This is a genomic window from Bacillus sp. M6-12, from assembly GCF_002860285.1.
Classification (GTDB): Bacteria; Bacillota; Bacilli; order Bacillales; family DSM-1321; genus Peribacillus.
The window spans coordinates 73,025-96,244 of sequence record NZ_PGVF01000004.1 but is presented as its reverse complement, the minus strand read 5'-3'; the positions used below and the strand labels follow the sequence as shown (position 1 = coordinate 96,244).

The 23,220-nt window shown below is 41.9% G+C and carries 25 protein-coding genes and 1 pseudogene; 18 read left to right on the top strand and 8 right to left on the bottom strand.

From position 1 onward, the window contains the following. Nucleotides 1-65 precede the first annotated feature (65 nt). The 10 genes from CVD28_RS07050 to CVD28_RS07005 all read left to right on the top strand — a co-directional run bounded on the left by CVD28_RS07050 (nt 66) and on the right by CVD28_RS07005 (nt 9,083). Nucleotides 66-791, top strand: a complete 726-nt coding sequence (locus tag CVD28_RS07050) for a polysaccharide deacetylase family protein (RefSeq protein ID WP_101591665.1) — start codon at nt 66-68, stop codon at nt 789-791. Further along, nucleotides 788-1,396: a DedA family protein gene (locus tag CVD28_RS07045; protein ID WP_101591664.1), complete on the top strand. Its 609-nt coding sequence runs from the start codon at nt 788-790 to the stop codon at nt 1,394-1,396. The genes CVD28_RS07050 and CVD28_RS07045 overlap by 4 nt, the downstream gene beginning before the upstream one ends. Then, the gene (locus tag CVD28_RS07040) at nt 1,396-2,529 is read left to right on the top strand and encodes an MGDG synthase family glycosyltransferase (RefSeq protein ID WP_101591663.1); all 1,134 of its coding nucleotides are present in this window, start codon (nt 1,396-1,398) and stop codon (nt 2,527-2,529) included. Before CVD28_RS07045 ends, CVD28_RS07040 begins: the two co-directional genes overlap by 1 nt. Nucleotides 2,530-2,563: 34 nt before the next feature. Continuing rightward, nucleotides 2,564-3,037, top strand: a complete 474-nt coding sequence (gene ybaK / locus CVD28_RS07035) for a Cys-tRNA(Pro) deacylase (protein WP_101591662.1) — start codon at nt 2,564-2,566, stop codon at nt 3,035-3,037. A gap of 375 nt (nt 3,038-3,412) precedes the next feature. After that, complete coding sequence (locus CVD28_RS07030; protein WP_101591661.1) at nt 3,413-4,519, top strand: PRK06851 family protein; 1,107 nt, start codon at nt 3,413-3,415, stop codon at nt 4,517-4,519. Nucleotides 4,520-4,771: 252 nt separating this feature from the next. Further along, a complete protein-coding gene (locus tag CVD28_RS07025; RefSeq protein ID WP_101591660.1) occupies nt 4,772-5,311 on the top strand; it encodes a GNAT family N-acetyltransferase in 540 nt (179 codons plus the stop codon). A 28-nt stretch (nt 5,312-5,339) separates the two neighbouring features. Continuing rightward, a complete protein-coding gene (locus tag CVD28_RS07020) occupies nt 5,340-6,317 on the top strand; it encodes an aldo/keto reductase (RefSeq protein WP_101591659.1) in 978 nt (325 codons plus the stop codon). A gap of 15 nt (nt 6,318-6,332) precedes the next feature. Then, nucleotides 6,333-7,010 (top strand): DNA alkylation repair protein, encoded by a 678-nt coding sequence (locus CVD28_RS07015; protein ID WP_101591658.1) that lies wholly within the window; start codon nt 6,333-6,335, stop codon nt 7,008-7,010. 87 nt (nt 7,011-7,097) lie between these two features. Further along, complete coding sequence (locus tag CVD28_RS07010; RefSeq protein WP_101591743.1) at nt 7,098-7,958, top strand: Cof-type HAD-IIB family hydrolase; 861 nt, start codon at nt 7,098-7,100, stop codon at nt 7,956-7,958. Nucleotides 7,959-7,988: 30 nt separating this feature from the next. Then, the gene (locus CVD28_RS07005; protein WP_101591657.1) at nt 7,989-9,083 is read left to right on the top strand and encodes a PQQ-dependent sugar dehydrogenase; all 1,095 of its coding nucleotides are present in this window, start codon (nt 7,989-7,991) and stop codon (nt 9,081-9,083) included. 521 nt (nt 9,084-9,604) lie between these two features. Here the strand turns inward: CVD28_RS07005 and CVD28_RS07000 are convergent. From CVD28_RS07000 to pdxK, 6 genes are all read right to left on the bottom strand, one after another. Then, complete coding sequence (locus CVD28_RS07000) at nt 9,605-10,258, bottom strand: TetR/AcrR family transcriptional regulator (protein WP_101591656.1); 654 nt, start codon at nt 10,256-10,258, stop codon at nt 9,605-9,607. A gap of 29 nt (nt 10,259-10,287) precedes the next feature. After that, nucleotides 10,288-11,313, bottom strand: coding sequence for an ABC transporter permease (locus tag CVD28_RS06995; RefSeq protein WP_101591655.1), 1,026 nt, complete (start codon nt 11,311-11,313; stop codon nt 10,288-10,290). Next, nucleotides 11,303-12,034: an ABC transporter ATP-binding protein gene (locus tag CVD28_RS06990; RefSeq protein ID WP_101591654.1), complete on the bottom strand. Its 732-nt coding sequence runs from the start codon at nt 12,032-12,034 to the stop codon at nt 11,303-11,305. Before CVD28_RS06990 ends, CVD28_RS06995 begins: the two co-directional genes overlap by 11 nt. Nucleotides 12,035-12,628: 594 nt before the next feature. Next, nucleotides 12,629-13,300, bottom strand: coding sequence for a bacillithiol biosynthesis deacetylase BshB2 (gene bshB2 / locus CVD28_RS06985; protein ID WP_101591653.1), 672 nt, complete (start codon nt 13,298-13,300; stop codon nt 12,629-12,631). 160 nt (nt 13,301-13,460) lie between these two features. Continuing rightward, nucleotides 13,461-13,811 (bottom strand): YojF family protein, encoded by a 351-nt coding sequence (locus CVD28_RS06980; protein WP_101591652.1) that lies wholly within the window; start codon nt 13,809-13,811, stop codon nt 13,461-13,463. A gap of 256 nt (nt 13,812-14,067) precedes the next feature. Further along, on the bottom strand, nt 14,068-14,883 hold the full coding sequence (gene pdxK / locus CVD28_RS06975; protein ID WP_101591651.1) for a pyridoxine/pyridoxal/pyridoxamine kinase: 816 nt from the start codon (nt 14,881-14,883) through the stop codon (nt 14,068-14,070). A 511-nt stretch (nt 14,884-15,394) separates the two neighbouring features. Here pdxK and mobA point away from each other — a divergent pair. The 7 genes and pseudogenes from mobA (at nt 15,395) to CVD28_RS06935 (ending at nt 19,709) form a co-directional block, all read left to right on the top strand. Continuing rightward, nucleotides 15,395-16,024 carry a molybdenum cofactor guanylyltransferase gene (gene mobA / locus CVD28_RS06970; RefSeq protein WP_101591650.1) on the top strand — a complete coding sequence of 210 codons (630 nt, stop codon included), beginning with the start codon at nt 15,395-15,397 and terminating at the stop codon, nt 16,022-16,024. Nucleotides 16,025-16,091: 67 nt separating this feature from the next. Continuing rightward, nucleotides 16,092-16,223: a hypothetical protein gene (locus CVD28_RS06965; protein WP_180954026.1), complete on the top strand. Its 132-nt coding sequence runs from the start codon at nt 16,092-16,094 to the stop codon at nt 16,221-16,223. A gap of 47 nt (nt 16,224-16,270) precedes the next feature. Further along, a pseudogene (locus tag CVD28_RS28610) lies at nt 16,271-16,765 on the top strand (substrate-binding domain-containing protein). A gap of 267 nt (nt 16,766-17,032) precedes the next feature. Continuing rightward, nucleotides 17,033-17,497 carry a molybdenum cofactor biosynthesis protein MoaE gene (locus tag CVD28_RS06950; RefSeq protein ID WP_101591646.1) on the top strand — a complete coding sequence of 155 codons (465 nt, stop codon included), beginning with the start codon at nt 17,033-17,035 and terminating at the stop codon, nt 17,495-17,497. Next, nucleotides 17,490-17,723: a molybdopterin converting factor subunit 1 gene (gene moaD / locus CVD28_RS06945; protein ID WP_101591645.1), complete on the top strand. Its 234-nt coding sequence runs from the start codon at nt 17,490-17,492 to the stop codon at nt 17,721-17,723. Before CVD28_RS06950 ends, moaD begins: the two co-directional genes overlap by 8 nt. A gap of 3 nt (nt 17,724-17,726) precedes the next feature. Beyond that, nucleotides 17,727-18,746 (top strand): MoeB/ThiF family adenylyltransferase, encoded by a 1,020-nt coding sequence (locus tag CVD28_RS06940; protein WP_101591644.1) that lies wholly within the window; start codon nt 17,727-17,729, stop codon nt 18,744-18,746. A gap of 231 nt (nt 18,747-18,977) precedes the next feature. After that, nucleotides 18,978-19,709 (top strand): nuclease-related domain-containing protein, encoded by a 732-nt coding sequence (locus CVD28_RS06935; RefSeq protein ID WP_180954024.1) that lies wholly within the window; start codon nt 18,978-18,980, stop codon nt 19,707-19,709. A gap of 254 nt (nt 19,710-19,963) precedes the next feature. Here CVD28_RS06935 and CVD28_RS06930 read toward each other — a convergent pair whose 3' ends face one another. Both CVD28_RS06930 and CVD28_RS06925 read right to left on the bottom strand, forming a co-directional pair. Continuing rightward, complete coding sequence (locus CVD28_RS06930) at nt 19,964-20,293, bottom strand: general stress protein (protein WP_101591642.1); 330 nt, start codon at nt 20,291-20,293, stop codon at nt 19,964-19,966. A gap of 242 nt (nt 20,294-20,535) precedes the next feature. Beyond that, nucleotides 20,536-21,978, bottom strand: coding sequence for a phospholipase D family protein (locus CVD28_RS06925; RefSeq protein ID WP_257985783.1), 1,443 nt, complete (start codon nt 21,976-21,978; stop codon nt 20,536-20,538). A gap of 255 nt (nt 21,979-22,233) precedes the next feature. Between CVD28_RS06925 and CVD28_RS06920 the strand changes: the two genes are divergently transcribed. After that, nucleotides 22,234-22,920 carry a uracil-DNA glycosylase gene (locus tag CVD28_RS06920; RefSeq protein WP_180954022.1) on the top strand — a complete coding sequence of 229 codons (687 nt, stop codon included), beginning with the start codon at nt 22,234-22,236 and terminating at the stop codon, nt 22,918-22,920. The last annotated feature ends 300 nt before the right edge of the window (nt 22,921-23,220 follow it).

Below are 23,220 nucleotides of genomic sequence, written 5' to 3'. Positions count from 1 at the left end.
AGTATGAATTAGTGGTGAAAAGCTTGTTTGCTAGTTTAAAATACAGGGGAAAGGAATGACAGAAAATGAATTGGATATTAGCATTTTTTATTTTATTTTTACTATTTCTTTGTTATTCCGTAATTCCTACGATCTTTATCCGCAGGAGCGGTTTAAATATAGTTAAAGAACTTAACGGGAAAAAAGCAGTTGCCCTGACATTTGATGATGGACCAAACCCGATATATACTGAGCAGCTGCTTGATATATTAAAAAAATATCAAGTAAAGGCGACGTTTTTTGTAGTAGGAAAAAAGGTTGAACAATATCCGGAAACCGTAAAACGAATGCACAGGGAAGGTCATACGGTCGGCATCCATCATTACAGCCATGTATCCAGCTGGTTCATGTCTCCGCTTGTATTGCGCAGTCAGTTAAAACGGACGGAGAAGGCTATTTATAACTGCATTCAAGAATATCCGGCTTTTTACCGTCCGCCTTGGGGCCATTTTAATCTAGCAACATTATTGATATCCAGAAAATACCGCATCATTATGTGGTCGGATATATTCAGTGATTGGAAAATCGATGTATGTAAGAATGTACTTCTTCAAAAGCTAAAAGCAGTTACAGCTAAAGGCTCCATCCTCCTGCTTCATGACTGCGGCAAGACCTTCGGAGCACAAGAGGAAGCACCGAAATTTATGATTGCAAGCCTGGAAGTGTATCTCAAAGAAAGCAAGCAAAAAGACGTTCAATTTATTTCACTGCCAGATCATTTTAAAGAAAGTAAAGAAAAAATCGCGCTATGAATATAGATATGCTGTTAGGTTATATCGATGTGTATGGATATGCTATCATATTTATTTTTTTATTTCTGGGAATTGTGGGAATCCCGGCTCCGGAAGAATCCCTCTTATTCCTGATAGGGGTACTCGCAATCAATCATAAATTATCCTTTATCGGAGCTGCCTTCTTTGCCTGGGCCGGAGCATTTGCTGGGATGGCTGTGGCGTACGTATGCGGCTGGTATGTTGGCTATCCTTTTATCAGGAAATATGGGAAGTTTATTGGAGTCACGGAAGAAAGATGGCTGAGGGCAAAGGAGAAATATACAGGAAACGTGAGAAAAACAATTTTGCTGGGATTTTATCTGCCGGGACTAAGACAAATTAGCCCTTATTTCGCCGGCATAAGCAGAATTTCTTTTCGAACCTTCATTCTTTATTCTTTCTTAGGGTCCATATTGTGGACGTTTCCCTTTATACTGGGCGGATACTTTGCAGGAAGCTTTTTTGACATAAACCCAAAATATGTTCCATATGTGGGAGTTGTTTTATTAATCCTTTTTTGTCTATACAGCCTTATCAAGTACTTCCAAAGAAAAAAAGAAAAAAAATCAGAAGGTGTTCATTGATGAAGGTTCTTGTATGTTCATTATTCCAATTTCCGAACGGACATCTAAAGGTGGCTGAAGCGATACAGGAAAGCATCAGCAAGGAGTATGCGAATGCTGAAATTAAGATTGTGGATTTTTTGGGCTATTGCAACTGGAATTTAGAGAAGTTCGTTTCCTCCGTATATCTTACTTGTATTAACAAATCGCCTTCCGTTTATAGATCTTTATATAAGACCATTATGTATAGTGAAGATAGAAGTAAAACGCAGATGCAAATTCCTTTTGTATCACTTTATTTTGAACAGAAAATGAAACAGTTAATTGTAAAAGAGGAGCCCACTTTAATAGTTTGTTCGCATTCCTTTCCCTCAAAAATGATTGGAAAGCTGAAAGAAAAAGGCTTAATGGAAAATATTCCGACGGTAAATGTGTATACCGACTTTTTTATTAACGATATTTGGGCTAAACATCCAATCCAGTATCATCTGGTACCGCATAATAAGGCTAAGGAAACCCTGATTGCCAAACACGGCATAAACGAAGAAAATGTGTTTGTTACCGGAATTCCTATCAGCAATTCCTTTAATCAGACAATCACTAAGGAAAATAAACGATCAAAGCACGTCTTGGTGGCTGGCGGGAACAATGGTCTTTTCAAATCAAGTGAGCTTGTTGATATGCTTGAAAATCATCCGGAGATAACATTCACTGTATTATGCGGAAAAAATAAGGAGTTATATGACAGGTTAAGCAGTTTGAACCTGCCTCATATCCATCCGAGAGGCTACATTGAATCCTCCTCAGAATTAAATGTTCTATACGGCGAAGTGGATGCAATATTAACAAAGCCAGGAGGGGTAACAATAAGTGAAGCACTCCAAAAGAAAATACCTATTATCATTCATAATTCCCTTCCGGGACAAGAAGAGATTAATTTAAAATTTCTGGAGGAAGAAGGAATAGTAAGTGCATCATCATCCAAAAAATTAATTGAACAGGTGAATTCTGTGATTTTTAATGATGACGAGCGGAAAGCAATGAAATTAAAAATGGAGCGCTATCTTGAGGGAATTTCCTACAATTATTCTGATGCGATTTCTCACATTATCCAAAAGGAAGTGTTTGGGGGCTTAGTAAGATCGAGCAGTTAATTTGCAATGGAACGGAGAAACATGGGGGGACTGGATGATGGCTGGAAAAACAAACGCAATCCGAATCCTTGATTCAAAAAGGATTACTTATAAGATGATGGAATATGAAAATAAAGACGGCAAGATTGACGGTGTCTCCGTTGCAGCAAAGATTGGCAAAGATCCCAAAATGGTTTATAAAACCCTCGTTACACAAAATACGCATTCTCACTATGTCTTTGTTATTCCCGTTGACGAGGAGCTGGACTTGAAAAAGGCGGCAAAAGCAGCAGGGGAAAAGAAGCTGGACATGCTGCCTGTCAAGGATATTCAAAAGTTCACCGGCTACATTCGAGGCGGGTGTTCACCTATTGGAATGAAAAAGCTCTTTCCCACCTTTATTGATCAGCAGGCAACCGATTTAAATACGATCATTGTGAGCGGGGGCAGAATTGGCATTCAGATTGAACTGGATGTGGAGGATTTGCGGAAAGTTGTGAATGCATCCCTTATTGACCTTGTAAAATAGGAAACTGTATATAACTCAGTTTTAACCAGATTTAGACCAGCATATATTTGATCAGCAAATGAGCATACGGTTCCCGGGTGCTTATTTTTTGTTGGCAAGAAATATTTAAAAGGTAAGGGCTTGGCTAACTGAGTTAGCGGACCTATATATTGACCCGTTCAAGTCCTGACAAAAGAACAAGGAACACTGCGGCTGGGCTGCATCGCACGAAACAAAGCGGCTGCTATGTGAGAACGTGGAATAATATATAGCTGGTGTTTCTTTTCTTAGGGCGCTTGCGCTTTTTTTTTCTAAATTAGGCATTCACCTATACAAACCCTGCCGCATATCCTGTGATAGGAAGAATTAACAACAGGCAGGGAGTGTGGTTGGAAGGTGTCTGGAAAAATCAAACATTATTATGCAGGGGGCAATACATCCCGCGGTTTTTACAGTTTATATGATTCTAATCTTCAGGGACTGGAAAAAATATTTATTTTAAAAGGAGGGCCTGGCACTGGGAAATCCACATTGATGCGGACAATAGGCCTGGAATGGCGGGATAAAGGCTTTGACATTGAGTTCATGCATTGCTCATCTGATAACCATTCCATTGATGGTGTCATCATTCCGAAGCTAAAGATCGGGATTGTCGATGGTACGGCTCCTCATGTCATTGAGCCCCATGCTCCTGGAGCGATTGAAGAGTATGTGAATCTGGGTGCAGCCTGGGATGCGGATCAGCTGGCTTTAAAAAAGGATGAAATATGCCAGTATACATCGAAAATTAGCAGCGAATTTGCCTCAGCTTATTCAGCGTTCGCAGCGGCATTGAGGATTCATGATGATTGGGAAAAGATATATATTGAAAACATGGACTTTGTGAAAGCAGATCAGCTTGGAGAGAAGCTTTTGAAGGAGCTTTTCGGCGAGATTGCGCTCAATAAAAAGGCGGATGTCCGCCACCGCTTTTTGGGAGCTGCCACTCCTCAGGGAGCATGTGATTTTGTTCCGAATTTAACAGAAGGTCTTAACAAACGGTACTTCATTAAAGGCCGCGCAGGCACCGGGAAATCGACCATACTAAAGAAAGTGGCAGCACAGGCAGAGCTCAGAGGATTTGATTCGGAAATCTATCATTGCGGTTTTGATCCGCACAGCCTTGATATGGTTATTGTCAGGGAGCTTGGGATTGCGATATTTGACAGTACTGCACCGCATGAATATTTTCCAAGCCGGGAAGGTGACGAAATCATTGATGTTTACAATGCTGCTGTAACGCCAGGGACGGATGAAAAATATGCAGAAGAAATCAAAAACATTTCCTCGAATTATGCAGCCAAGATGAAGGAAGGAACGGCATTTCTGGCAAAGGCCAAGGCCCTTCATGATGAGCTTGAGGAGATTTATAAAGCGGCAATGGATTTCAGTAAGGTAACGGAAATTCGGGATGAAATCAAAGGGAAGATTGAAAAACTTGCAAGCGTAACTTCTTCTCTATAAATTGGAAACTGGCCTAGCTTGACCATCATGGCGAAACAGAGCAGTGCAAGATTTACAATATATCAGCAATAATAAGGGAGGCTGGACTTTGTCCAGCCTTCTTAATATTTACAGAGCTATAACTCCTGAAACAGAATACTGGAAAAAAGACTCTATTAATATTGTTTCCGGGAAAATAATGCTTTTACTTTTTATTTCAGATGCAAGAACAGTAAAATAGTGACAAGAGGCTTATTTTAAAGGGGAAATACAATGAAACATAACAAATTATCCATTTCTTTGCTGAAAACTGAAGATGCAGAGGCCTTGCTTGCTTTTGAAAGGGTGAATCGGAAATACTTTTCTTCTACTCTTCCGGACAGGGGAGATGATTACTTCCATTTGGAAAACATAACGAATATTATTGCTAGTATTGAGGAAGAGCAAAAAAGGGATCTTTGTTATATGTATACAGTCAGAAATTCGGATGAAGAGATTGTCGGCAGGGTAAATCTTTTTTCCGTAGTGAGAGGCGATATGCAAAGTGCTGAACTTGGCTACCGGATCGGCGAAAAGCATAATAGGAAGGGTTATGGAACGGCTGCTGCAGCGCTGGCAATCCGGGAGGCGTTTGAGACACATGGCCTTCACCGCTTATATGCCTCCACTGACCCGGCCAACATAGGCTCACAAATCGTTCTGATTAAAAATCGTTTTCAATTTACTGGAAGAACTCCGGAATACATACAAATTAACGAGAAATGGTATGACAGTATCCATTTTTCTCTGCTTCGCAAGGATTGGAAAAAATAAAATAAAGCAAATAAAGGAGTTTTAATTTATGAAGAAAATGCCTTTAGAAAAGCGTAACGTTTCTGACAGCCGTATCATTCTGGGATGTATGGGATTTGGCGGGACATGGGATAACAGCTCGGCATCCGATGAAGAGGTATTAAAAGCTGAGCGGGCCATCAATGCGGCGCTGGAATCCGGAATGACGATGTTTGATCACGCAGATATTTACAAAAGGGGAAAAGCGGAAGAAGTATTTGGAAAAGTGCTGAAAGACCGGCCGGGCTTAAGGGAAAAGATTGTTATTCAAAGCAAGTGCGGGATTAGGTTTGCTGACGAGGCGGCCCCTGGGCGATATGATTTCTCAAAAAACCATATTCTAGATTCAGTAGATGGGATTTTGCAAAGGCTGTCTATAGATTACCTTGATATCTTACTCCTGCACCGTCCCGATCCGCTAATTGAACCAGAAGAAGTAGCCGAAGCATTCCTTCAGCTGAAAACATCCGGGAAGGTACGCCATTTTGGCGTTTCCAATATGAACCGGGGGCAGATTGACCTCATTCAGGCTTATTCTGAGGAGCCGATTATTGTCAATCAGCTGGAGATGAGCCTGAATAAGCTGGACTGGATTGATCAAGGAGTTTCTGTCAATCAGGCAGCCGGAAAAGCGTCGCATTTCGCTGATGGCTTAATGGAGCACAGTATAATGAATAATATTCAAATACAGGCATGGTCTCCTTTGGCCAAGGGGGTTTTTACAGGCAAAGACTCCGGGCAGCTTTCAGAGGCTGAATCGAAGACTAGAAAATTAGTAGAGCAAATGGCTGCTGAAAAAGAAACAACAACTGAAGCAATTGTTCTGGGCTGGCTAATGCGCCATCCTGCGAAAATCCAGCCGGTAATTGGCACAACAAATCCAGAACGGATTAAAAACTGCGGCGACGCTGTCCGCCAATCGGAAATCATGACACGTGAGGAATGGTACCGCCTTTATGTTTCTGCAAGAGGCAACAAGCTGCCGTGATCAAGAGAAATGTTAATGGAGGGCATTACAGTGAAAGAATCGGAACAATTATATTTTCTCTTTGAAACTAATCAGAATAGCGAAAACGCTGGACCTATGGCAGCTTACATGAAGAATCTTTTTCCGTTCTTCGGAATAAAATCACCGGACAGGCGAAGGCTTTTGGGGCAGTTTTTTCAAGAAACGGGGATGGTAAAGAAGCCTTTTTCCGAGGCATTTGTCAGGGAGTTATGGTCTTATCCGGAGAGAGAACTGCAATATTCCGCAATGGATTATATGATTAAATTTGCTAAAAAGCTGGAAAAGGGACATATCAGCCTTTTAAAAGAGCTGATAGAACAGAAGTCCTGGTGGGATAGCGTAGATGCGATCGCGTCCAATGTAGTTGGTCCAGTAGCAGCTAAATACCCTGAATTGATTGATGAGTATATCGACGTTTGGTACAAACATTCAAATATGTGGCTGAGGCGGACCGCCATCCTTTTCCAATTGAAATTCAAGGAAAAGACCGATGAAGAGAGGCTGTATCGATATATTCTATGGAATGCTGACAGCGGAGAATTTTTCATTCAAAAAGCAATTGGCTGGGCATTAAGGGAATATTCAAAAACAAACCCGGAGTCAGTTAGGGAGTTTATTGGTTCACATACATTGTCTAAACTAAGTGTCAGAGAAGGCAGCAAATATATTTAGATGTAACAGCTTATCGGCTGAGCCCCATTCCAGCAAATAAGGATGAATTTGTTACAATGGGAAAAACAACAAGAAGAGGGTGCAGTTTTGATAAAATCTATTGCAATTGATATGGATGGAACGCTATTAAATAAAAGCCAAAAGGTTAGTAAGGAAAACAGGGAAGCAATTATTTCAGCACAAAACAAAGGGGTAGAAGTTGTAATTGCTACCGGCAGATCCTTTAGCGAAGCCCGCTATGCTTTGGATGAAGCAGATATCACTTGTCCGATAATTGGCATCAATGGAGCAGTAGTGATGTCGGAGGAAGGAAAAGTAGCGGCTTCAAACCCGATGAATGTGGAAGATGTAATAGCAGCTGACCGGATCCTTTCTGAAAAAGATCTTTATTATGAAATTTATACGAGCGAAGGGACATTTTCAAAGGACTTTGACCGCTCAGTTGCTACGCTTGTCGATATCTATTTGACAGCAAATCCGGATATCGATCCGCTGGCCGTGAGTGAACATGCACGGCAAAGGCTGGAGCTTGGCCACCTTAAAACCATTGAAAGCTATGAGAAGCTGTTCCAAGAGCCGAATATAGAGTTTTATAAACTGTTAGTTTTCTCAGTTGATCTTAAGAAACTGGGAGAAGCTGCTTCTGAGTTGAAAGAAACGGTTAATCTTGCCGTTACTTCTTCCGGCCGCGAAAATATAGAAGTTAACAGCATGGAAGCCCAAAAAGGGATTGCGCTTGAGAAATATCTGGAGAAAAAAGAAATTCCTTTAAGTGAAGCAATGGCAATTGGGGATAATTATAATGATGTTTCCATGTTTGAGCGTGTTGGCCGGGCTGTAGCAATGGGAAATGCACCTTCAGATATTCAAAAGCTATGTGATTTTGTTACTGATACGAATGAGGAAAACGGTGTGGCGAACGCAATTTGGAAAGTGCTTAAGGATTGATCTAAAGGAATGCTGAAAGGAGACGGGGTGATGAAAGGTATACCGCTATTACTGTTTTTCTTAACCGCTTTATGGCTGGGAGGCTGTTCACCTGAACCTGAAAAAAGCATGGACAAGGAAGAAGCTGTCAATGCATCAGACAATGGGTTAAGGCAAAATAAAGCGGAAGCCATTCTCACTGACCTCAACATTCCCTGGTCGATTCAAAAAAGCGGAGAAGTTTTCTACATTTCAGAGAGGACCGGTTCGATCGTTCACAGGCAGGATGGCAAGATGAAGCGTCAAAAAGTGGAGCTTGAAAAAAGGTTGTCACAAAATCCTGAAGCGGGACTATTAGGGTTTGTCCTTGCTCCTGACTTTGAAACCATACCTCAGGCCTTTGCCTATTATACATATGATCAGAACGGGAACCCAATAAACCGGGTGGTTTTGCTCTCACTTGAAGGTGATACATGGAAGGAAATTAGGGTGTTGCTGGACAAAATACCGAGCGGAACCTATCATCATGGCGGTAGGATTAAGGTTGGGCCAGACGGCAAGCTATTTGTTACCACTGGGGATGCCCATCAGGACGAAATTGCCCAGGAAATGCAGTCACTTGGCGGGAAAATCCTGAGGATGAATCTGGATGGCAGCATACCGAACGACAACCCTGATCCAAATTCATATGTGTATAGTCTGGGGCATCGAAATCCTCAGGGACTTGCCTGGGATGAAGCCGGCCAGCTTTATAGCAGTGAGCATGGTCCTTCAGCTCATGATGAAATTAATATTATCAAACCGGGAAAGAACTATGGCTGGCCGCTGATCACGGGAAATGAAACAAGGCCAGGTCTGGAAAGTCCGCTTTTTCAGTCTGCTGATGACACCTGGGCTCCTTCTGGCATCGCCTATCACGAAGGTGCCATCTATGCAGCAGCTCTAAGGGGAGAAGCAGTCAAAGCTTTTCATTTGAAAACAAAGCAAAAGCAGCTTGATAATGTTGTGGAAGGTTTAGGGAGAGTCAGGGACGTTCTCATCGACGGTGATTCTTTATACTTTATCACCAACAACACAGATGGGAGAGGGACTCCGGGAGAAGGTAATGATAAGCTGTACCGCCTGACTTTATCGTCACTGAAGTAAACTGACTTAAATAGTCGTATTGGTTATAGCAAATGGGGGATTCCAGACTAAAACAAAACCCTTGCCAGCAGGCAAGGGTTTTTCTCTGTAAAGTGCAGTTTTCGCTAAAAATACATTCACTGAAACCGGTATTCTGCAGATTTGCCTGCCTTTGTGACCTGCATTTGTTGTCGAATTATGTAGAAGAATCGGTATTTTTCAAAAGTCGACGATAAAAAATGCCGAGTTGATAGATAAAAATCGGAAGTTGAACGATAAATTTCGAAAGCTGAATGATAAATTACCAAAGTTGACGATAAATTCCCCAGCTAAACTGCAATGATTTATTGAGTCCTCTTTTTGCTCCAGTATACATACAAAAGTTGACTTTTTACGCCGAAAAAGCTGATGTTAATAGCCATTAAGTTACGACAATACATGATTAACTTGACGATAAAATAGCAAATTGAAAACATGACGGTTTTCTATTAATTTTCGGCTTTTTTTACGATGAAAACCGTCGGAAATTTAATAAAAGTTCCTTATTCTTTTTTGCTTAAGCCATGCAAGATGAACTGTACGGTGCGTTCAGCTTCTTCCTCGTCATTCCATTCAAATTCGGGAACCAGCAGGAAGCGGATCATTAAATGTCCGAAAACGGCAGAGGCTGCCATTCGGATAACGGAATAGGACGGAATATCAATTAATTCGCCTTTCGCTTGGAAATGGCATATGATTTTCAAAAAACGATCAAACACTTTTTTCGCTATGTGCTCCATAAACTGTTCCTTCAATTCAGGATGAAAGGGGATTTCCTGGATGACAATTTTAAGCAGAGGCAGGTTGTTTCGCGCAAATGCCATCCGGTTTTTTATCATTGCCCTTAAGAAATCCTCAAATGAATCAAAGTTTCCATCGAGTACTTTATTCAAATCATTAATGATGAACGGGGCAAATAGCCTGGCCATTGTAGGGGCTACGATGGAGACCAGAAGTTCTTTCTTTGTTTTATAGTGCCGGAAGATGGTTCCCTCTGCTACCCCTGCCTTTTTGGCGATTTCACTGGTAGAGGTGGCAGCATAACCCTTCTCCGCAAACATTTCCACTGCCGCAGTGATTATTTTCTTCTGTTTCTCGGTCAAATTTTCTTTTCCAGCCTGGAGCAACAGTTGTTCCAGTGTTTCATTTACTAACATACTTTGCCCCCTTCAGGAAAACGTATCTATTACATTTTACGATATTTCTTCAACGCTGCAATATTTAAGATCATAAACAGCAGGGAGAAACAAAGCAGAATAGATACAGATCCCGAAATTGCCTCCCAGCCCATTCCCCGGACCATAATGCTGCGCAGTGCATCCGCGGCATAATAAAGCGGTGTGATATAGCTGATCCAGCTGAGCCAATCAGAAATAGTCTCCAAATTAAAAAGGCCTGAAAAGAACACCTGTGGCACTATAATTAGAGGAATAAATTGAATCATTTGCAATTCATTATTGGCAAAGGCTGATAAAAGAATACCGAGTGTCAAAGCAGAAAAGGATAGCAGCGTGATTACCAATAGAACATACAAGAAAGCACCCTCCATCAGCATGCCTAATCCGTATATTGCATAAGCAGCGATAATGGAAGACTGAATCAAGGTAAAAATGCCAAAACCGGCAACGTACCCAACAACTATCTCCCAAAGGTGCAATGGGCTGCAAATTAGGCGCTCTAGTGTTCCTCCAGTTCTTTCTCTTAAAAAGGATACACCAGCAACCAGAAAGACAAAGAAAAAGGCAAAAAAACCAAGCAGGACAGGGCCGAAATAATCAAACTGTCCCATATCTTCAGAGCCATTCAGATATTCTGTTTTTACATTAAGAGCTTTTTCCTGTCCCTGAAACGATTTGGCAGAATTCTGGACCCATTTCATTACAGACCCATTTACGGAGGGATCACTTCCCTCCAGTCGGACTACTAGCTGCCCTCCATCAAACAGGAGATAACCGTCCAATTCTTGATTTTCCAAAAGGTTCTGTGCCTCTTGTTCAGATAAATGCAAGGTGTTGGCATCCTTGTTGTTGAAAACATCTTCTGCTAAATCAGGAACATTGACGAGGCCAATATCCGGCACATATTCATCTCCGTTAAAGACCAGATTAAGCATGGTAAGGATTAATATCGGTGCAAAAATCATGAGGCCCACAGTCCGTTTGTCATGAAGAAATTGCCTAAGAATACGGATAATTAAAGCTTTAATTCTCATGTCCGGCACCTCCCAAGGTTAAAAATGCTTCTTCAATCGTTTGAGCTGATGCAGATTTTCTGATATTTTCTGGTGATCCCGAAGCTATGATTCCCCCATTTCTTATCAGCGCTAACCTGTCACACTTTTCTGCTTCATCCATTACATGTGTGGTCAGGAGGATAGTCACACCATTCTCTTTGAGATTTCTTAAGTTATTCCAAATAGATTGCCGAAGAATCGGATCAATTCCCACAGTCGGTTCATCTAAAATCAGCAGCTTAGGGTTATGCAATAGGGCGGCAGCCAAGGAGAGGCGCCTTTTCATCCCACCGGAAAAATTCCTTACCGTTTTCTTAAGATGTTCCTGCAAGTTGACGATTTCCATAACATGATGAATTCGCTGGTTTCGCTGTTTACCGCTTAATCCATAAAGAGAAGCAAAGAATTCAAGATTTTCGTAAGCTGTAAGTTCATGATACAAAGCGTCTGACTGAGACATATAGCCAATTCGCTGCATAAGAGAAATCGATGGCACAGATGTATCACCCATCCAAATCATTCCGGATGTTAAGCTTTCAAGCCCGGTAAGCATTTTAACAAGTGTCGTTTTGCCAGCCCCTGATGGGCCAAGAAGGCCAAAAATTTCCCCTTTTTTAATCTCTAACGTAATGTTGGAGAGGACAGTCTGATGTCCAAACACCTTGGAAACATTTTCGAAACGAATAAGTGTTTCTGCCATTTATATTCACTCCATTCTTAAAGTGAGTAATCACTCACTAATAATATATGGCAGAAATGATCTGAAGTAAAGTGAGTAACCACTCATTTGATTCGACAATTTTTTCATACTTGCCGCGGGGTTAAAAATGGAAAGTCTTTAATACGGAAAAAGAATTAATTTTAAACTAAAAATAAAATAGTGTATAAAAAATAGTGACAGGGGCTATAATAGTACCACGATGAATTTTCCATAAATATCCCCCTTTTTCCGTCTGGCTAATCCGGGCGGAATTTTTTTGTTACATGGGATTGGAATATTACAACTTAACTTATTAGTGTAATCCAGAGGCACAGTACCTTTTTTCACTAAACCTGAAGAATGATCCCATTTTAATGTAAATAAAACAGCCCGCAGCTAAATTCTTCTGCAGGCTGTTTCTATAAGATAAGTATAACTTTTTTAACGTAGTACAGATGTCTAGCTCCAGCGCCCAGCCCCGATGCACAGGACAAGGAATGCTTCGGCACCGATATCGCACGAAACAAAGCAGCAGCTTTGTGAGGACGAGGGGACTTTAGCCGTTCTTCCTCTGACCCGGGCGCTTCGTCTTTTCTATTCTGGCCACTGATAGAACCAGAACCGTTCGTTCCGGATCCAGCCAAGAAGCTGCGGATCCTGGTTTTGGAGTTGTTCTGCCCAGGCAGCCACCATTGATTCTGTTTGAGAGCGGTGGGCTTTGATAGAGGCAATTTTCTTATCTTCCACAGCTGTAACATCATGGTAGATGTTTGGTTCGCCCAGTTCCTCCAGGCTGTTATTGGCAAATGCAACGCAATACAGTTTTGGCTGTTCGTCCTTTGGAATTTTTGATACTGCACGTACAACGGCCCTTGCGGTTGCTTCATGGTCGGGGTGTACGCTGTAACCGGGATAAAAAGTGATAATGAGGGAAGGATTAAGCTCTTCTATAACTTTGGTTATCCTGCCAGCAAGTTCCTCGTCATCTTCAAATTCAACCGTTTTATCTCTAAGGCCCATCATACGTAAATCCTTGATACCAAGAGCATCTGCCGCATCCTGGAGTTCTTTTTTCCGGATTAAAGGCAATGATTCCCTGGTAGCGAAAGGGGGGTTGCCGAGGTTGCGCCCCATTTCACCTAACGTCAGGCATACATACGTTACAGGTGTACCGCTTTCAATATAGGAAGCAATCGTGCCGGATACACCGAACGCTTCATCATCCGGGTGAGGAAATACGACTAATACGTGTCTTTCTTTTTCCATGCCATTCTCTCCTTTAATCAAAAGATAACTTTCTTAACAAGTACAGATGTCTAGCTTCAGCGCCCAGCCCCGACGCACAGGACGTGCTAGTGCCAGCGGCGCCACAGGACGTGCCAGACTTTAGTCGACGTTCCTTTTGCCAGAGCGCTTGCGATTTTTCTTATTCAAACGGGGTCTCACTCAGTTCTAGAGCAACAGCCAGTTTACCAGTATTGTCCAGTCCAGCAAGAAGAAGTCTCCCTTTATCATCCAGCTCAAAATGGGTAATGCCTTCTCCGTATACCCAGCCAATTTCAAGCTTCAGACCTACGCGGAAAGGGCCTTCTCCGACAATCTTTCCAAGTTCATAACGGATTTTTGCGTTTCGTATATAAGCGCCCGCAGAGAAAAACGATTCATCCTTATGGGTTGCATAAGCACCGTTGGTCGTTTCAAGGTGCAGGAATATATCCTTGCCCGCCATTGAATCGATGGTTCGCTGTACGATATCCTTTTGTTCAATTGCTTCCATGATTTCCTCCTTATATGCCAATCGATAAGAAACATTTAATATATTTATTATTTTACTAAAAACCTTCCTGAAATGCGAAAAGCTGAATCGGGTTTCAGAAAAGTTAAACCAGGCTTGTCTAGAGCATAAGCCTCAATAGAACTGCCTTCGCAATACTCTTATGTTCACCTGTTTTTAAAGTGTTTCCTCACTTGATCACTACTGGACACAAAAATAAACCCCCTTGTCTTTCAACAGGGGGGTTCGAAAACGTATATTATTTTACGCCGACGCGCGCCCGGTAAGCGCTGTGCATTGTTGGGCCGACATATTCATTTAATTTCCAAGAGTGGCGGATTGCTTCTGTAATGAATTCTTTCGCTGTGTAGATCGCTTCACGGGCAGACTTTCCTTTAGCTAGCTCAGCCGTAACAGCAGCGGAGAATGTGCAGCCTGCTCCATGTGTATAGGTTGTGTCGATACGCTCGCCTTCGAGTACTTCAAATTCGTTTCCATCAAAAAGCAGGTCGACAGCTTTGCTATGGTCAAACTTATTTCCTGCAGTAATGACTACATATTTTGCACCAAGCTCATGAATTTTTGCAGCAGCATTTTTCATGTCATCCATTGTACGGATTGGGCCTGTTCCAGCAAGCTGGCTGGCTTCAAACATGTTAGGGGTAACTACAGCTGCCTTTGGGGTTAATATATCACGAAGTGCAATTGCTGTTTCCGGGTGAAGAACTTCGTCTTCCCCTTTACAGACCATAACCGGGTCGATAACAACATTTTTCAGGTTAAGTTCTTCTATTTTACGGGCTGCAAGTTCAATAATTTCCACTGAACCAAGCATTCCTGTTTTCATTGCGTCGATTCCTACAGACAGGATAGTTTCCAGCTGTGCTTCTACTGTTGAGAGAGCTTGAGGGAAAACGTTGTGATGCCAGTCATTTTTTGGATCCATGGAAACGATCGTAGTTAAAGCGGTCATTCCATAAACACCTAGCTCCTGGAACGTTTTCAGGTCGGCCTGGATGCCAGCACCGCCGCTAGAATCAGAACCAGCTATTGTCAAAGCCTTTTTCATTGTCATTTGAGAACCTCCTAAAAAGTTTTGTACTGCTTAAATTTTCGCTTTTAAAGCGAAAAGGACTTTAGTTTCGGAACATAATGTTCTCTTTCTATTCAAACTCACTATTAAGAATATAACAATTTCATTAATCATGACAAGGTATTAGAAAAATAGAAAATAATCCAAGTGTACATTTTGTTCTTCCTTCTCCTATTTAGAATGCGGGAAGCTTGTATAATAGATTGGTATTTATTACATTAAAAGTAACATTGCCATAATGAAAAGAGGGGTAAAAATGAACACTGATAATGGCATTTCAACAGAGTATGAAGCAATGCAAAAAGGGATCGTAGCATTGAGGTTAAACTGGAAGAAACAGCTTGATAATAAAAAGTGAGAAAACCAGGCTCGAGAATAAAAGAGACTATCTAAGAAGCTAGATCATGCACTCAAGGTTATTTTTGTAAAGAAGAAGGTAAACCTGAGAATAGGAATATGTAAAAATAAATTCAGAAAGCTGGGGGGCATTGGGATGAATACTACAGCTCTGCTTTTGGCTGGCGGAAAGTCGAGCCGAATGGGAAAAAATAAAGCTATGCTTCCGATGTTTGGCCAGCCGAATGTTTGCAATATAAAGGATGAGTTAACAAAGGCTGCTGATGAGGTCGTATTAATCACTAATACACCCGAAAAATACGGGTTCTTGAATATCACAGTAACAGTGGATATCTATAAAGATATGGGGCCGCTGGGAGGGCTCCACGCCGGATTAACTGCGTCACAAACAGATGTAAATGTAATCACCGCCTGCGATATGCCTTTTATAAAGGCAGATATCATAATGCGGATGATTAGTTTTGCGGAAGGATACGATGCTGTTGTCCCAGAGATTTTCGGGCAGCTTCATCCGCTTTTTGCCGTTTACAGGAAGAGCTGCCTTCCTGCTTTAGAAGAGTGTTTATTAGATAGAAAGCTCAGAATGGCCGCTTTCATCGATAAACTGCATGTTAAAATACTAAAAGAGACTGATTTTAAAGAGTATTTTCAAAATGAAACTCTTTTTTCCTATATGTTTTACAATATGAATAAACCCGAAGATTACTCCAGGGCATTAGAAATAGAAGCAATGCTGCTGGCCAAAAAGGGCGGGGAAGAACAATGAAATTTTTTCAGGTTACCTCATAAAAAGTGCTGCCAGAGTCACGATGTCACTTATGAGGGCTGACGGAATGCTAATTGTCCCACCCGATGTATTAGGTTACGAGCAGGGCCACGAAGTGGAGATTGAAGTGTTAAAGCCGCTTGAAGACATCAATTCGGCCGTTATTTTTAATGGAAGCCATGACATGACTATTTTATAAAAAGGGAGAATCCACTAACCAGGATTGTTTCGGCCCACACAGGGAGCATGGCGGGAATCTTAGCTGTAAAAAAAGGGGAAGCTCACGCCGCCGGTATTCACTTGCTCGATCCGGATACAAAGGAATATAATCTTTCCTATCTATCAAAATTGATAGGAAAAGATGATTATGTACTATATCCTTTTCTGAAAAGGAAACAAGGCTGGATTGTACAGAAAGGCAACCCGCTTGGGATTCAGACGGTTTCTGACATAGCAGAAAAGGGTGCTGAATATGTTGACAGACAAAAGGGTGCAGGAGCGAGAATATTGTTTGACATGCTTTTTAAAGAATGAAGCTCTCCGGCCTGACAGCATATCAGGCTACCAAAGAGAATTTTTTTCACACCTGGCTGTTGCCGTGAAGTAAAAGAAAGCAAAAAAGCGGCAGGGCTCGGCATTTACTCCGCTGCTAAGGTAATGGGCCTGGATTTCGTCCCGGTAGCTGATGAATCATATAATCTGTTCATGAAAACCTCTTTCTTTTTAAAGGCCAGCAATTAATCAAGCTAAGTCAATCAGAAGCTTTTATTGAAGAAGTTGAAAGGATTGGCGGCTATCATATAGTCAGGGACCCTCAGCCGCTTTATTTAAAGGATCAAGCATATCACATGGCGTCTTTCAGTGTATCGCAAGGCTTAAAATAAATTCCTATGATACTATAGGGGTAACCGGCATTTATTTTTCTGGCTAATGTTAATGCGGCTGTGATGCTGGCAGGTATGGCGGAGGCTGAGCAATCATCCATTTTTCGAATCATGGAGGTAAGCGATGAACTTTCAAATAGCAAAGGAACCAATTGATATTCAATCAGTGATTGATAAAGTTGTTCAAAGGGAAGCGGGCGCCATCACGACTTTCATCGGAACGGTGAGAGAGCTGACTCATGGCAGGAAAACACTATTTCTTATATATGAGGCCTACGAAGCTATGGCGGTGAAAAAACTTGAGCAGATCGGTGCTGAAATAGGCGAACGCTGGCCCGGAGCACAGACTGCAATTACCCACCGGGTCGGCAAGCTTGATATTACTGATGTGGCAGTAGTAATCGCAGTGAGTACTCCGCATAGGAATGATGCTTATGAGGCCAACAGGTATGCCATCGAACGGATTAAGGAAATTGTGCCAATCTGGAAAAAAGAACACTGGGAAGACGGGGAAAAATGGATTGGCAATCAGCTAGAAACAGTAAGTTACCCCACCGGAAAGCCGGAAGAGGAGGATTTCAATGGTTAAAGTTTTGCTATTCGCCCATTTAAAAGATCTAATCGGTAAAGATGAAATAGAAGTAGAAGCGGACGGACTGACCATTGAAGAGCTTCGGGAAAAGCTGTCGGCCGAAAATGGACTTCATGGCCTTGAAGGCGTAATGGCAGCTGTTAATGAAGAGTTTGCCGATCCTGAAACGGTTATCTCCAGCGGTGACACTGTAGCATTTATTCCGCCGGTCAGCGGAGGGTGAGCCATGGATGAACGCTACTCACGGCAAACACTATTCCCGCCTATTGGGGAAGCCGGCCAGGAGAAAATCAGGAGCAAGCACGTTTTATTGGTCGGTGCAGGCGCCCTCGGTTCTGCCAATGCTGAGTTTTTAACACGTGCCGGAGTGGGCCGGCTGACGATTGTGGACCGGGATTATGTGGAGGAAAGCAATCTTCAGCGTCAGCAGCTTTATACCGAGGCAGACGTTCAAGGAAAATGGCCCAAAGCGGAAGCAGCCAAAAGACATTTGCAGGGAATAAATAGTGAAGTGGAGGTCCATGCAGTTGTAATGGACGGCACGGCTGTTACTCTTGAGCAGCTTATGAGTGATGCAGATTTAATCATGGATGCCACGGATAACTTTGAAACCAGGATGGTCATCAATGACTTGTCGCAGAAGCATCGAATTCCTTGGATTTACGGAGCCTGCGTCGGCAGTGTAGGAATGAGCCTGACAATCCTTCCCGGAATTACTCCCTGCTTAAATTGCTTATTGCGGACGATCCCGATTCAGGGGATGACCTGTGACACAGGTGGAATTATTTCGCCAGCTGTAACAATGACAGTTGCCCATCAATCGGCTGAAGCGCTAAAAATATTGGCGGAAGATTGGGACGCCGTCCGCCCAAGCTTTGTAACATTCGATGTATGGCGGAACCAATACCAAAGCATGAAAATTTCCCGCGCAAAGAAAAAGGATTGCCTTTCCTGCGGCGAGGCACCTGTTTTTCCTTTCCTTACGCTGGAAAATGCAACGAAAACAGCTGTCTTATGCGGCCGCGATACCGTACAGGTGCGTCCTCCGCAGCCGTTGAAGCTGAATCTCCAGAAACTTTCTGATGACCTGGCAAACAGCGGCTACACCGTCAAGGCCAATCCATTTCTTGCCTCAATCGAACAGAATGGGCAGCGCATGGTCATCTTCCAGGACGGCCGCGCACTAGTACACGGAACAAAGGACGAAGCCCACGCCAAAACACTTTATCAGAGAATATTAGGATGACCCCGCTGCGGCGGGGTTTTTTACTGGTGTTAGAGGGAAGTTAAGTGAATTGGCTAGTAAAAGTCGGATTTTGGCGAGTAAATCCTGATTTAGTTAAAAGAGTTTAAGTAATAGGCAGGAAATCCAGCCTTAAACTTAGAAATCAAATGAAAAAAGAGAGGAGGTGCGAAACTTTGATAAATAAAAAAGGAACGGGAAATTCCATTAAAAGTACAAAAACTTGAGGCATTATTGAGGAGGCTGCCTTCTAACCATAGCAAACGACCAAGAATTGAAAAGGAATTAAAAAAGAGGAAAGCTGGGTACAGAGGGGAGAAGTCGCTAGATAAGGAATTGAATTCTTTTTCTGATCAGAAGTACAACATTCTTCATGATCTCAGGCTTTTACATAGTGAAGACAGCTTCTTCCAGTTAGACACTTTGATGGTTTTGCAAAATTATCTTTTAATTTTGGAAGCAAAAAATATTGCAGGAACTATTTTCTTTGATCAGACATTTCATCAGCTTATCCGCACAGCGAATGGGAATGAAGAGGCGTTTCCAGACCCTATCATACAAATAGACCGCCAGCAAAGACAGCTTGAATTATGGCTCCGAAAAAACAAGTTTCCAAACATACCGATCTTTTCTCTAATTGTAATCATCAATCCTGCCACTCAAATCAAAACAGACCGTAAAAACTGTATCATAAAACAAAAAGTAGTTCATACTGCATTGCTCCCTGAGAAAATTAAAATTTATGATGACAATTGCCCCAATGAAAAAATCACATTAAAGGAAATGAAATCCCTCATTCGGCAGCTGATAAAACTGCATACCTCGTTTAATCCGGATGTCCTCCAGCAATTTCAAATACAAAAATCTGAAATCCTCACTGGTGTTCATTGTCCGGAGTGTCTCCGGCTTCCGATGAAAAGGAAGAGAGGAGGCTGGCTCTGTTCATATTGTAATTCCATTTCGTAAAATGCTCACATGGCTGCAATGCTAGATTACTCCTTACTAATAGGAAAGGCCATTACAAATAAACAATTGCGGCAATTTCTCCATCTACCCTCCATGTCAGTTGCAACTAAAATATTAACCTCATTAAGACAGGGTTCCTCAGGTAATTTTAAAGATAAGAAATATAAGTTAACTTTGTTCGACTAGCAGATCGATATAAAATAAAACCCACCCCAGCTCACATCCAGCCGGGGTGGGTCTATCCAATCAAATATTTATACTGTCTTCTTACTGGCAATCATAACTACTTTTCCTTCGTCCAGCATTTTTTCATAGGCGTCTGCTTCTGATTCTGATAGTCCGAGAGATTGCATTTTCGAGCGGAGTTCATCTCCGCGGGAACGGAAGAGGTTGCCTACAGAGCTGAAAAAACCTTGTTCCTTCATGCCGGTGCCGCTGGTATCTGTGTTTTCTGTTAGATGCTCTGAGCGGTTTTTGTCATGGGCGAACAGATAAATATCGTCTTTCGTAAAGCCAGACATCAATAGCATGTCCATCTTTTCTTTTGCCTGAAGGCCGTTTTCTACTACTTCTATTTGTCTCATTGATACATTCCTCCTTGAAAATTAAAATTTAATTTTAAATGCTGATCAGCTACTCTATTTATTTAACCAAAGTATCGTCTTGTAAAACATCTAATTTACTAATACCTGGTTAGTTCCATCATCAAGATTTGATCAAAATCGTATAAGAGGTCCTCCTCCGAGACAACGGGAAAGGCTGCCAGATACCGTTACCTACATAGAAAAAATCTCCTGCAATTAAATGAATTCCTACACCCGACAAATTAATAAGTCGTGAATCGCAATACTTTCTGTATCCGGTACACGATGTATTTTAGCCAAGGTAGCTTGTCCTGGTGTTCTTTATATTCGGCAGTATAGCTGCCGTTTTGGTTATTCCAGATACGCTTGAAATAGGCCTCCACATCCTTTGAAATAGGAGCGTCGACTGGAGCTGTGATTATAACGTTCGATTCTAGGTTAAAGTCATCGAGATTGCGGCTTGTATAGTTGGCCGATCCGCCAATGATAATACTTTTATCATGTTTTTTAATCATCATAAGTTTAGTGTGGAACTGCTCTTTCCCCGTTTTGTACCAACGGATCGTTATATTCTGTTCCCCGATCTCTTCTATTTCTGCCGCAACGGGAAGGTTTGGCAAGCCGTTTTTCTCATTGCCAAAGGCATTTTGATTAGGGTCCAGAACCATATTAATGACGACACCACGCTTCGCTGCTTCCGTTATTGCATTTACAACATCGCGGTCGGCAATATAAAACATTCCGATCCAAATGGTATCGCCATTTTTCGCTGCTTTTACTTCATTCACCACATGGGTTTTAATTTTCCCCTCCGTTATCAGCTGTGCTGATATCGGACTCTTTTTCTCTCTTGTCTGTTTAAAAGCTGGAAATTTATCTGTCCCTTTTGAAAAATGGCTGACAGCTTGTTCAGATTTTACAGAATCGCCAATGATGTTCCCGTCCATAGAGAAAGCTATATTCGAGTGGAATCCGCTTGCATCATGAGGATTTGCAGAAGAGACGATCGTCGTTTTTTCTGTAGCGACTACCTTTCTGTGATTGGCCTTAATATTGAGAAGCCTGAGATACGACCGTACTGTTACTTTTGGAGCCGTTTCTGCAAAGGGGTTACGTACCCAACCGCTGCCTTTCTCACCAAACCATTGTATGAATGACCTCCAGACAGCTGAATAAAGAGGGTTCGGGTCTCGAAGGCGTTCCAGGTTGGTCTCGACGACCTCAATCTTATTTTTTTTGAGCTCTTCTATTTCTTTGGCAGGGTGTGAGCCATAAGTTGTGTTAATTTCATCCGTAATGAAGATAATCTTCATGTCGGGATGTTTCTTTTTTTGCTGGATGAGCTTATCGGTCAGTTTTTGGCTGATTTTTGGAAAGTTTCGATTTTCATCATAGTAGCCGTTGAATAAAAACATATCCAAAACGATAAAGGACTCAGCATCCTCTATTGCTTTATAAATAGACGGGAAAATGTGCTGTTCACTTTTTATCTCGCCATTAGGCTGCTTGTAAGTTAAGTCGTACAAGAATTCAATGTTTTGGGGATATCGAACCTCACCATCCATGGACACCCCCTCAGGCAGAGGCTTGTAGCTATGATAGGCCATTACGAAAGTCATGAAAATAACGAATAGTGATGGAATATACACACGTTTTCTTTGAATCCAGAGCCGGAATTTACTCAATTATGACACCACCATTTCAATATGAAACCCGATGCATATGCAGGATTTTATGATTATAATAGATTTGTAGATATTCGATGATTGAAGATGCTAACTTGCTTTTTATCTATTCCCTTGTTTGCCGGGAATGGAAACATCCAATAAATAGATTTGGAATATGAGGATTTCGGGTATTAGTTACAAAGTGACAAGTCCTTCTTAGTTCAGAGGTGGGCGAAGCAGGCAGAAGTTGCTAAACTTAAAGGAGGAACCTATATGATCGCTGAAATATTGAAGAATGACTGGGCACCTCTGCTGGCAGAAGAATTTTCCAGTCCCTATTATTTAAAACTGAGAGAATTTCTTAAAGAGGAATACAGCAGCCAGATTATACATCCGGATAAAGAAGATATTTTTAATGCCCTTCAATACACTCCATATGAAAAAGTAAAGGTAGTCATTCTTGGACAGGATCCCTATCATGGTCCAAACCAGGCCCATGGTTTAAGTTTTTCAGTTAAAAAAGGTGTTGCAGTGCCGCCATCCTTACGGAATATCTATAAAGAACTTAACACTGATCTTGGCTGCAGAATTCCGGACAATGGCTACCTGGCAAAATGGGCGGATCAGGGAGTTTTGCTCCTGAATACTGTATTGACTGTAAGAGAGGGAAAGGCTCATTCGCATCAGGGAAAGGGCTGGGAAATATTCACGGATAAGGTGATATCAAAGCTTAGCGAGCGGGAGAAACCTATGGTTTTCCTATTGTGGGGCAAACCGGCCCAAAGTAAAATTCCGCTCATTGACCATAATAAACATTTAATTCTTACTTCCGCCCATCCAAGCCCGCTTTCAGCGAGCAGAGGTTTTTTTGGAAGCCGTCCATTTTCGAAAGCGAATCAATTTCTTGAGAAGAATGGCTGGGGTAAAATTGATTGGCAACTCCCGAAAATTTCCGTTTAGTGCATAAAGGCCGCAGATAGCAGCAGAATTTTATGGAAGATGCTTTCCAGCTTTCGACAATGTTTCACATGAAACATTATACTTTGACAAGACAAGCTGCTGTTCTGCCTATTAAATATAAAGGAAGCATATAATGGATCAAAAACGAATTAACTGCATGAAGTGCAGGCATTATTATGTCACATGGGATCCGAAATTTCCAAAGGGATGCCGCGCCTTTCAGTTTAAGACCGCCAGACTCCCTTCTCTGGAAGTGCTGCGATCCTCGGGACGCCCGTGTCTAAAATTCGATGCAAAATA

Bases quoted from the DNA above. Each gene is read 5' to 3' on its own strand.
- CVD28_RS07050 (WP_101591665.1), top strand. From the start codon at position 66: ATGAATTGGATATTAGCATTTTTTATTTTATTTTTACTATTTCTTTGT.
- CVD28_RS07045 (WP_101591664.1), top strand. From the start codon at position 788: ATGAATATAGATATGCTGTTAGGTTATATCGATGTGTATGGATATGCT.
- CVD28_RS07040 (WP_101591663.1), top strand. From the start codon at position 1,396: ATGAAGGTTCTTGTATGTTCATTATTCCAATTTCCGAACGGACATCTA.
- ybaK (WP_101591662.1), top strand. From the start codon at position 2,564: ATGATGGCTGGAAAAACAAACGCAATCCGAATCCTTGATTCAAAAAGG.
- CVD28_RS07025 (WP_101591660.1), top strand. From the start codon at position 4,772: ATGAAACATAACAAATTATCCATTTCTTTGCTGAAAACTGAAGATGCA.
- CVD28_RS07020 (WP_101591659.1), top strand. From the start codon at position 5,340: ATGAAGAAAATGCCTTTAGAAAAGCGTAACGTTTCTGACAGCCGTATC.
- CVD28_RS07015 (WP_101591658.1), top strand. From the start codon at position 6,333: ATGGAGGGCATTACAGTGAAAGAATCGGAACAATTATATTTTCTCTTT.
- CVD28_RS07005 (WP_101591657.1), top strand. From the start codon at position 7,989: ATGAAAGGTATACCGCTATTACTGTTTTTCTTAACCGCTTTATGGCTG.
- CVD28_RS07000 (WP_101591656.1), bottom strand. From the start codon at position 10,258: ATGTTAGTAAATGAAACACTGGAACAACTGTTGCTCCAGGCTGGAAAA.
- CVD28_RS06995 (WP_101591655.1), bottom strand. From the start codon at position 11,313: ATGAGAATTAAAGCTTTAATTATCCGTATTCTTAGGCAATTTCTTCAT.
- CVD28_RS06990 (WP_101591654.1), bottom strand. From the start codon at position 12,034: ATGGCAGAAACACTTATTCGTTTCGAAAATGTTTCCAAGGTGTTTGGA.
- bshB2 (WP_101591653.1), bottom strand. From the start codon at position 13,300: ATGGAAAAAGAAAGACACGTATTAGTCGTATTTCCTCACCCGGATGAT.
- CVD28_RS06980 (WP_101591652.1), bottom strand. From the start codon at position 13,811: ATGGAAGCAATTGAACAAAAGGATATCGTACAGCGAACCATCGATTCA.
- pdxK (WP_101591651.1), bottom strand. From the start codon at position 14,883: ATGACAATGAAAAAGGCTTTGACAATAGCTGGTTCTGATTCTAGCGGC.
- mobA (WP_101591650.1), top strand. From the start codon at position 15,395: ATGAATACTACAGCTCTGCTTTTGGCTGGCGGAAAGTCGAGCCGAATG.
- CVD28_RS06965 (WP_180954026.1), top strand. From the start codon at position 16,092: ATGCTAATTGTCCCACCCGATGTATTAGGTTACGAGCAGGGCCACGAA.
- CVD28_RS06950 (WP_101591646.1), top strand. From the start codon at position 17,033: ATGAACTTTCAAATAGCAAAGGAACCAATTGATATTCAATCAGTGATT.
- moaD (WP_101591645.1), top strand. From the start codon at position 17,490: ATGGTTAAAGTTTTGCTATTCGCCCATTTAAAAGATCTAATCGGTAAA.
- CVD28_RS06940 (WP_101591644.1), top strand. From the start codon at position 17,727: ATGGATGAACGCTACTCACGGCAAACACTATTCCCGCCTATTGGGGAA.
- CVD28_RS06930 (WP_101591642.1), bottom strand. From the start codon at position 20,293: ATGAGACAAATAGAAGTAGTAGAAAACGGCCTTCAGGCAAAAGAAAAG.
- CVD28_RS06920 (WP_180954022.1), top strand. From the start codon at position 22,234: ATGATCGCTGAAATATTGAAGAATGACTGGGCACCTCTGCTGGCAGAA.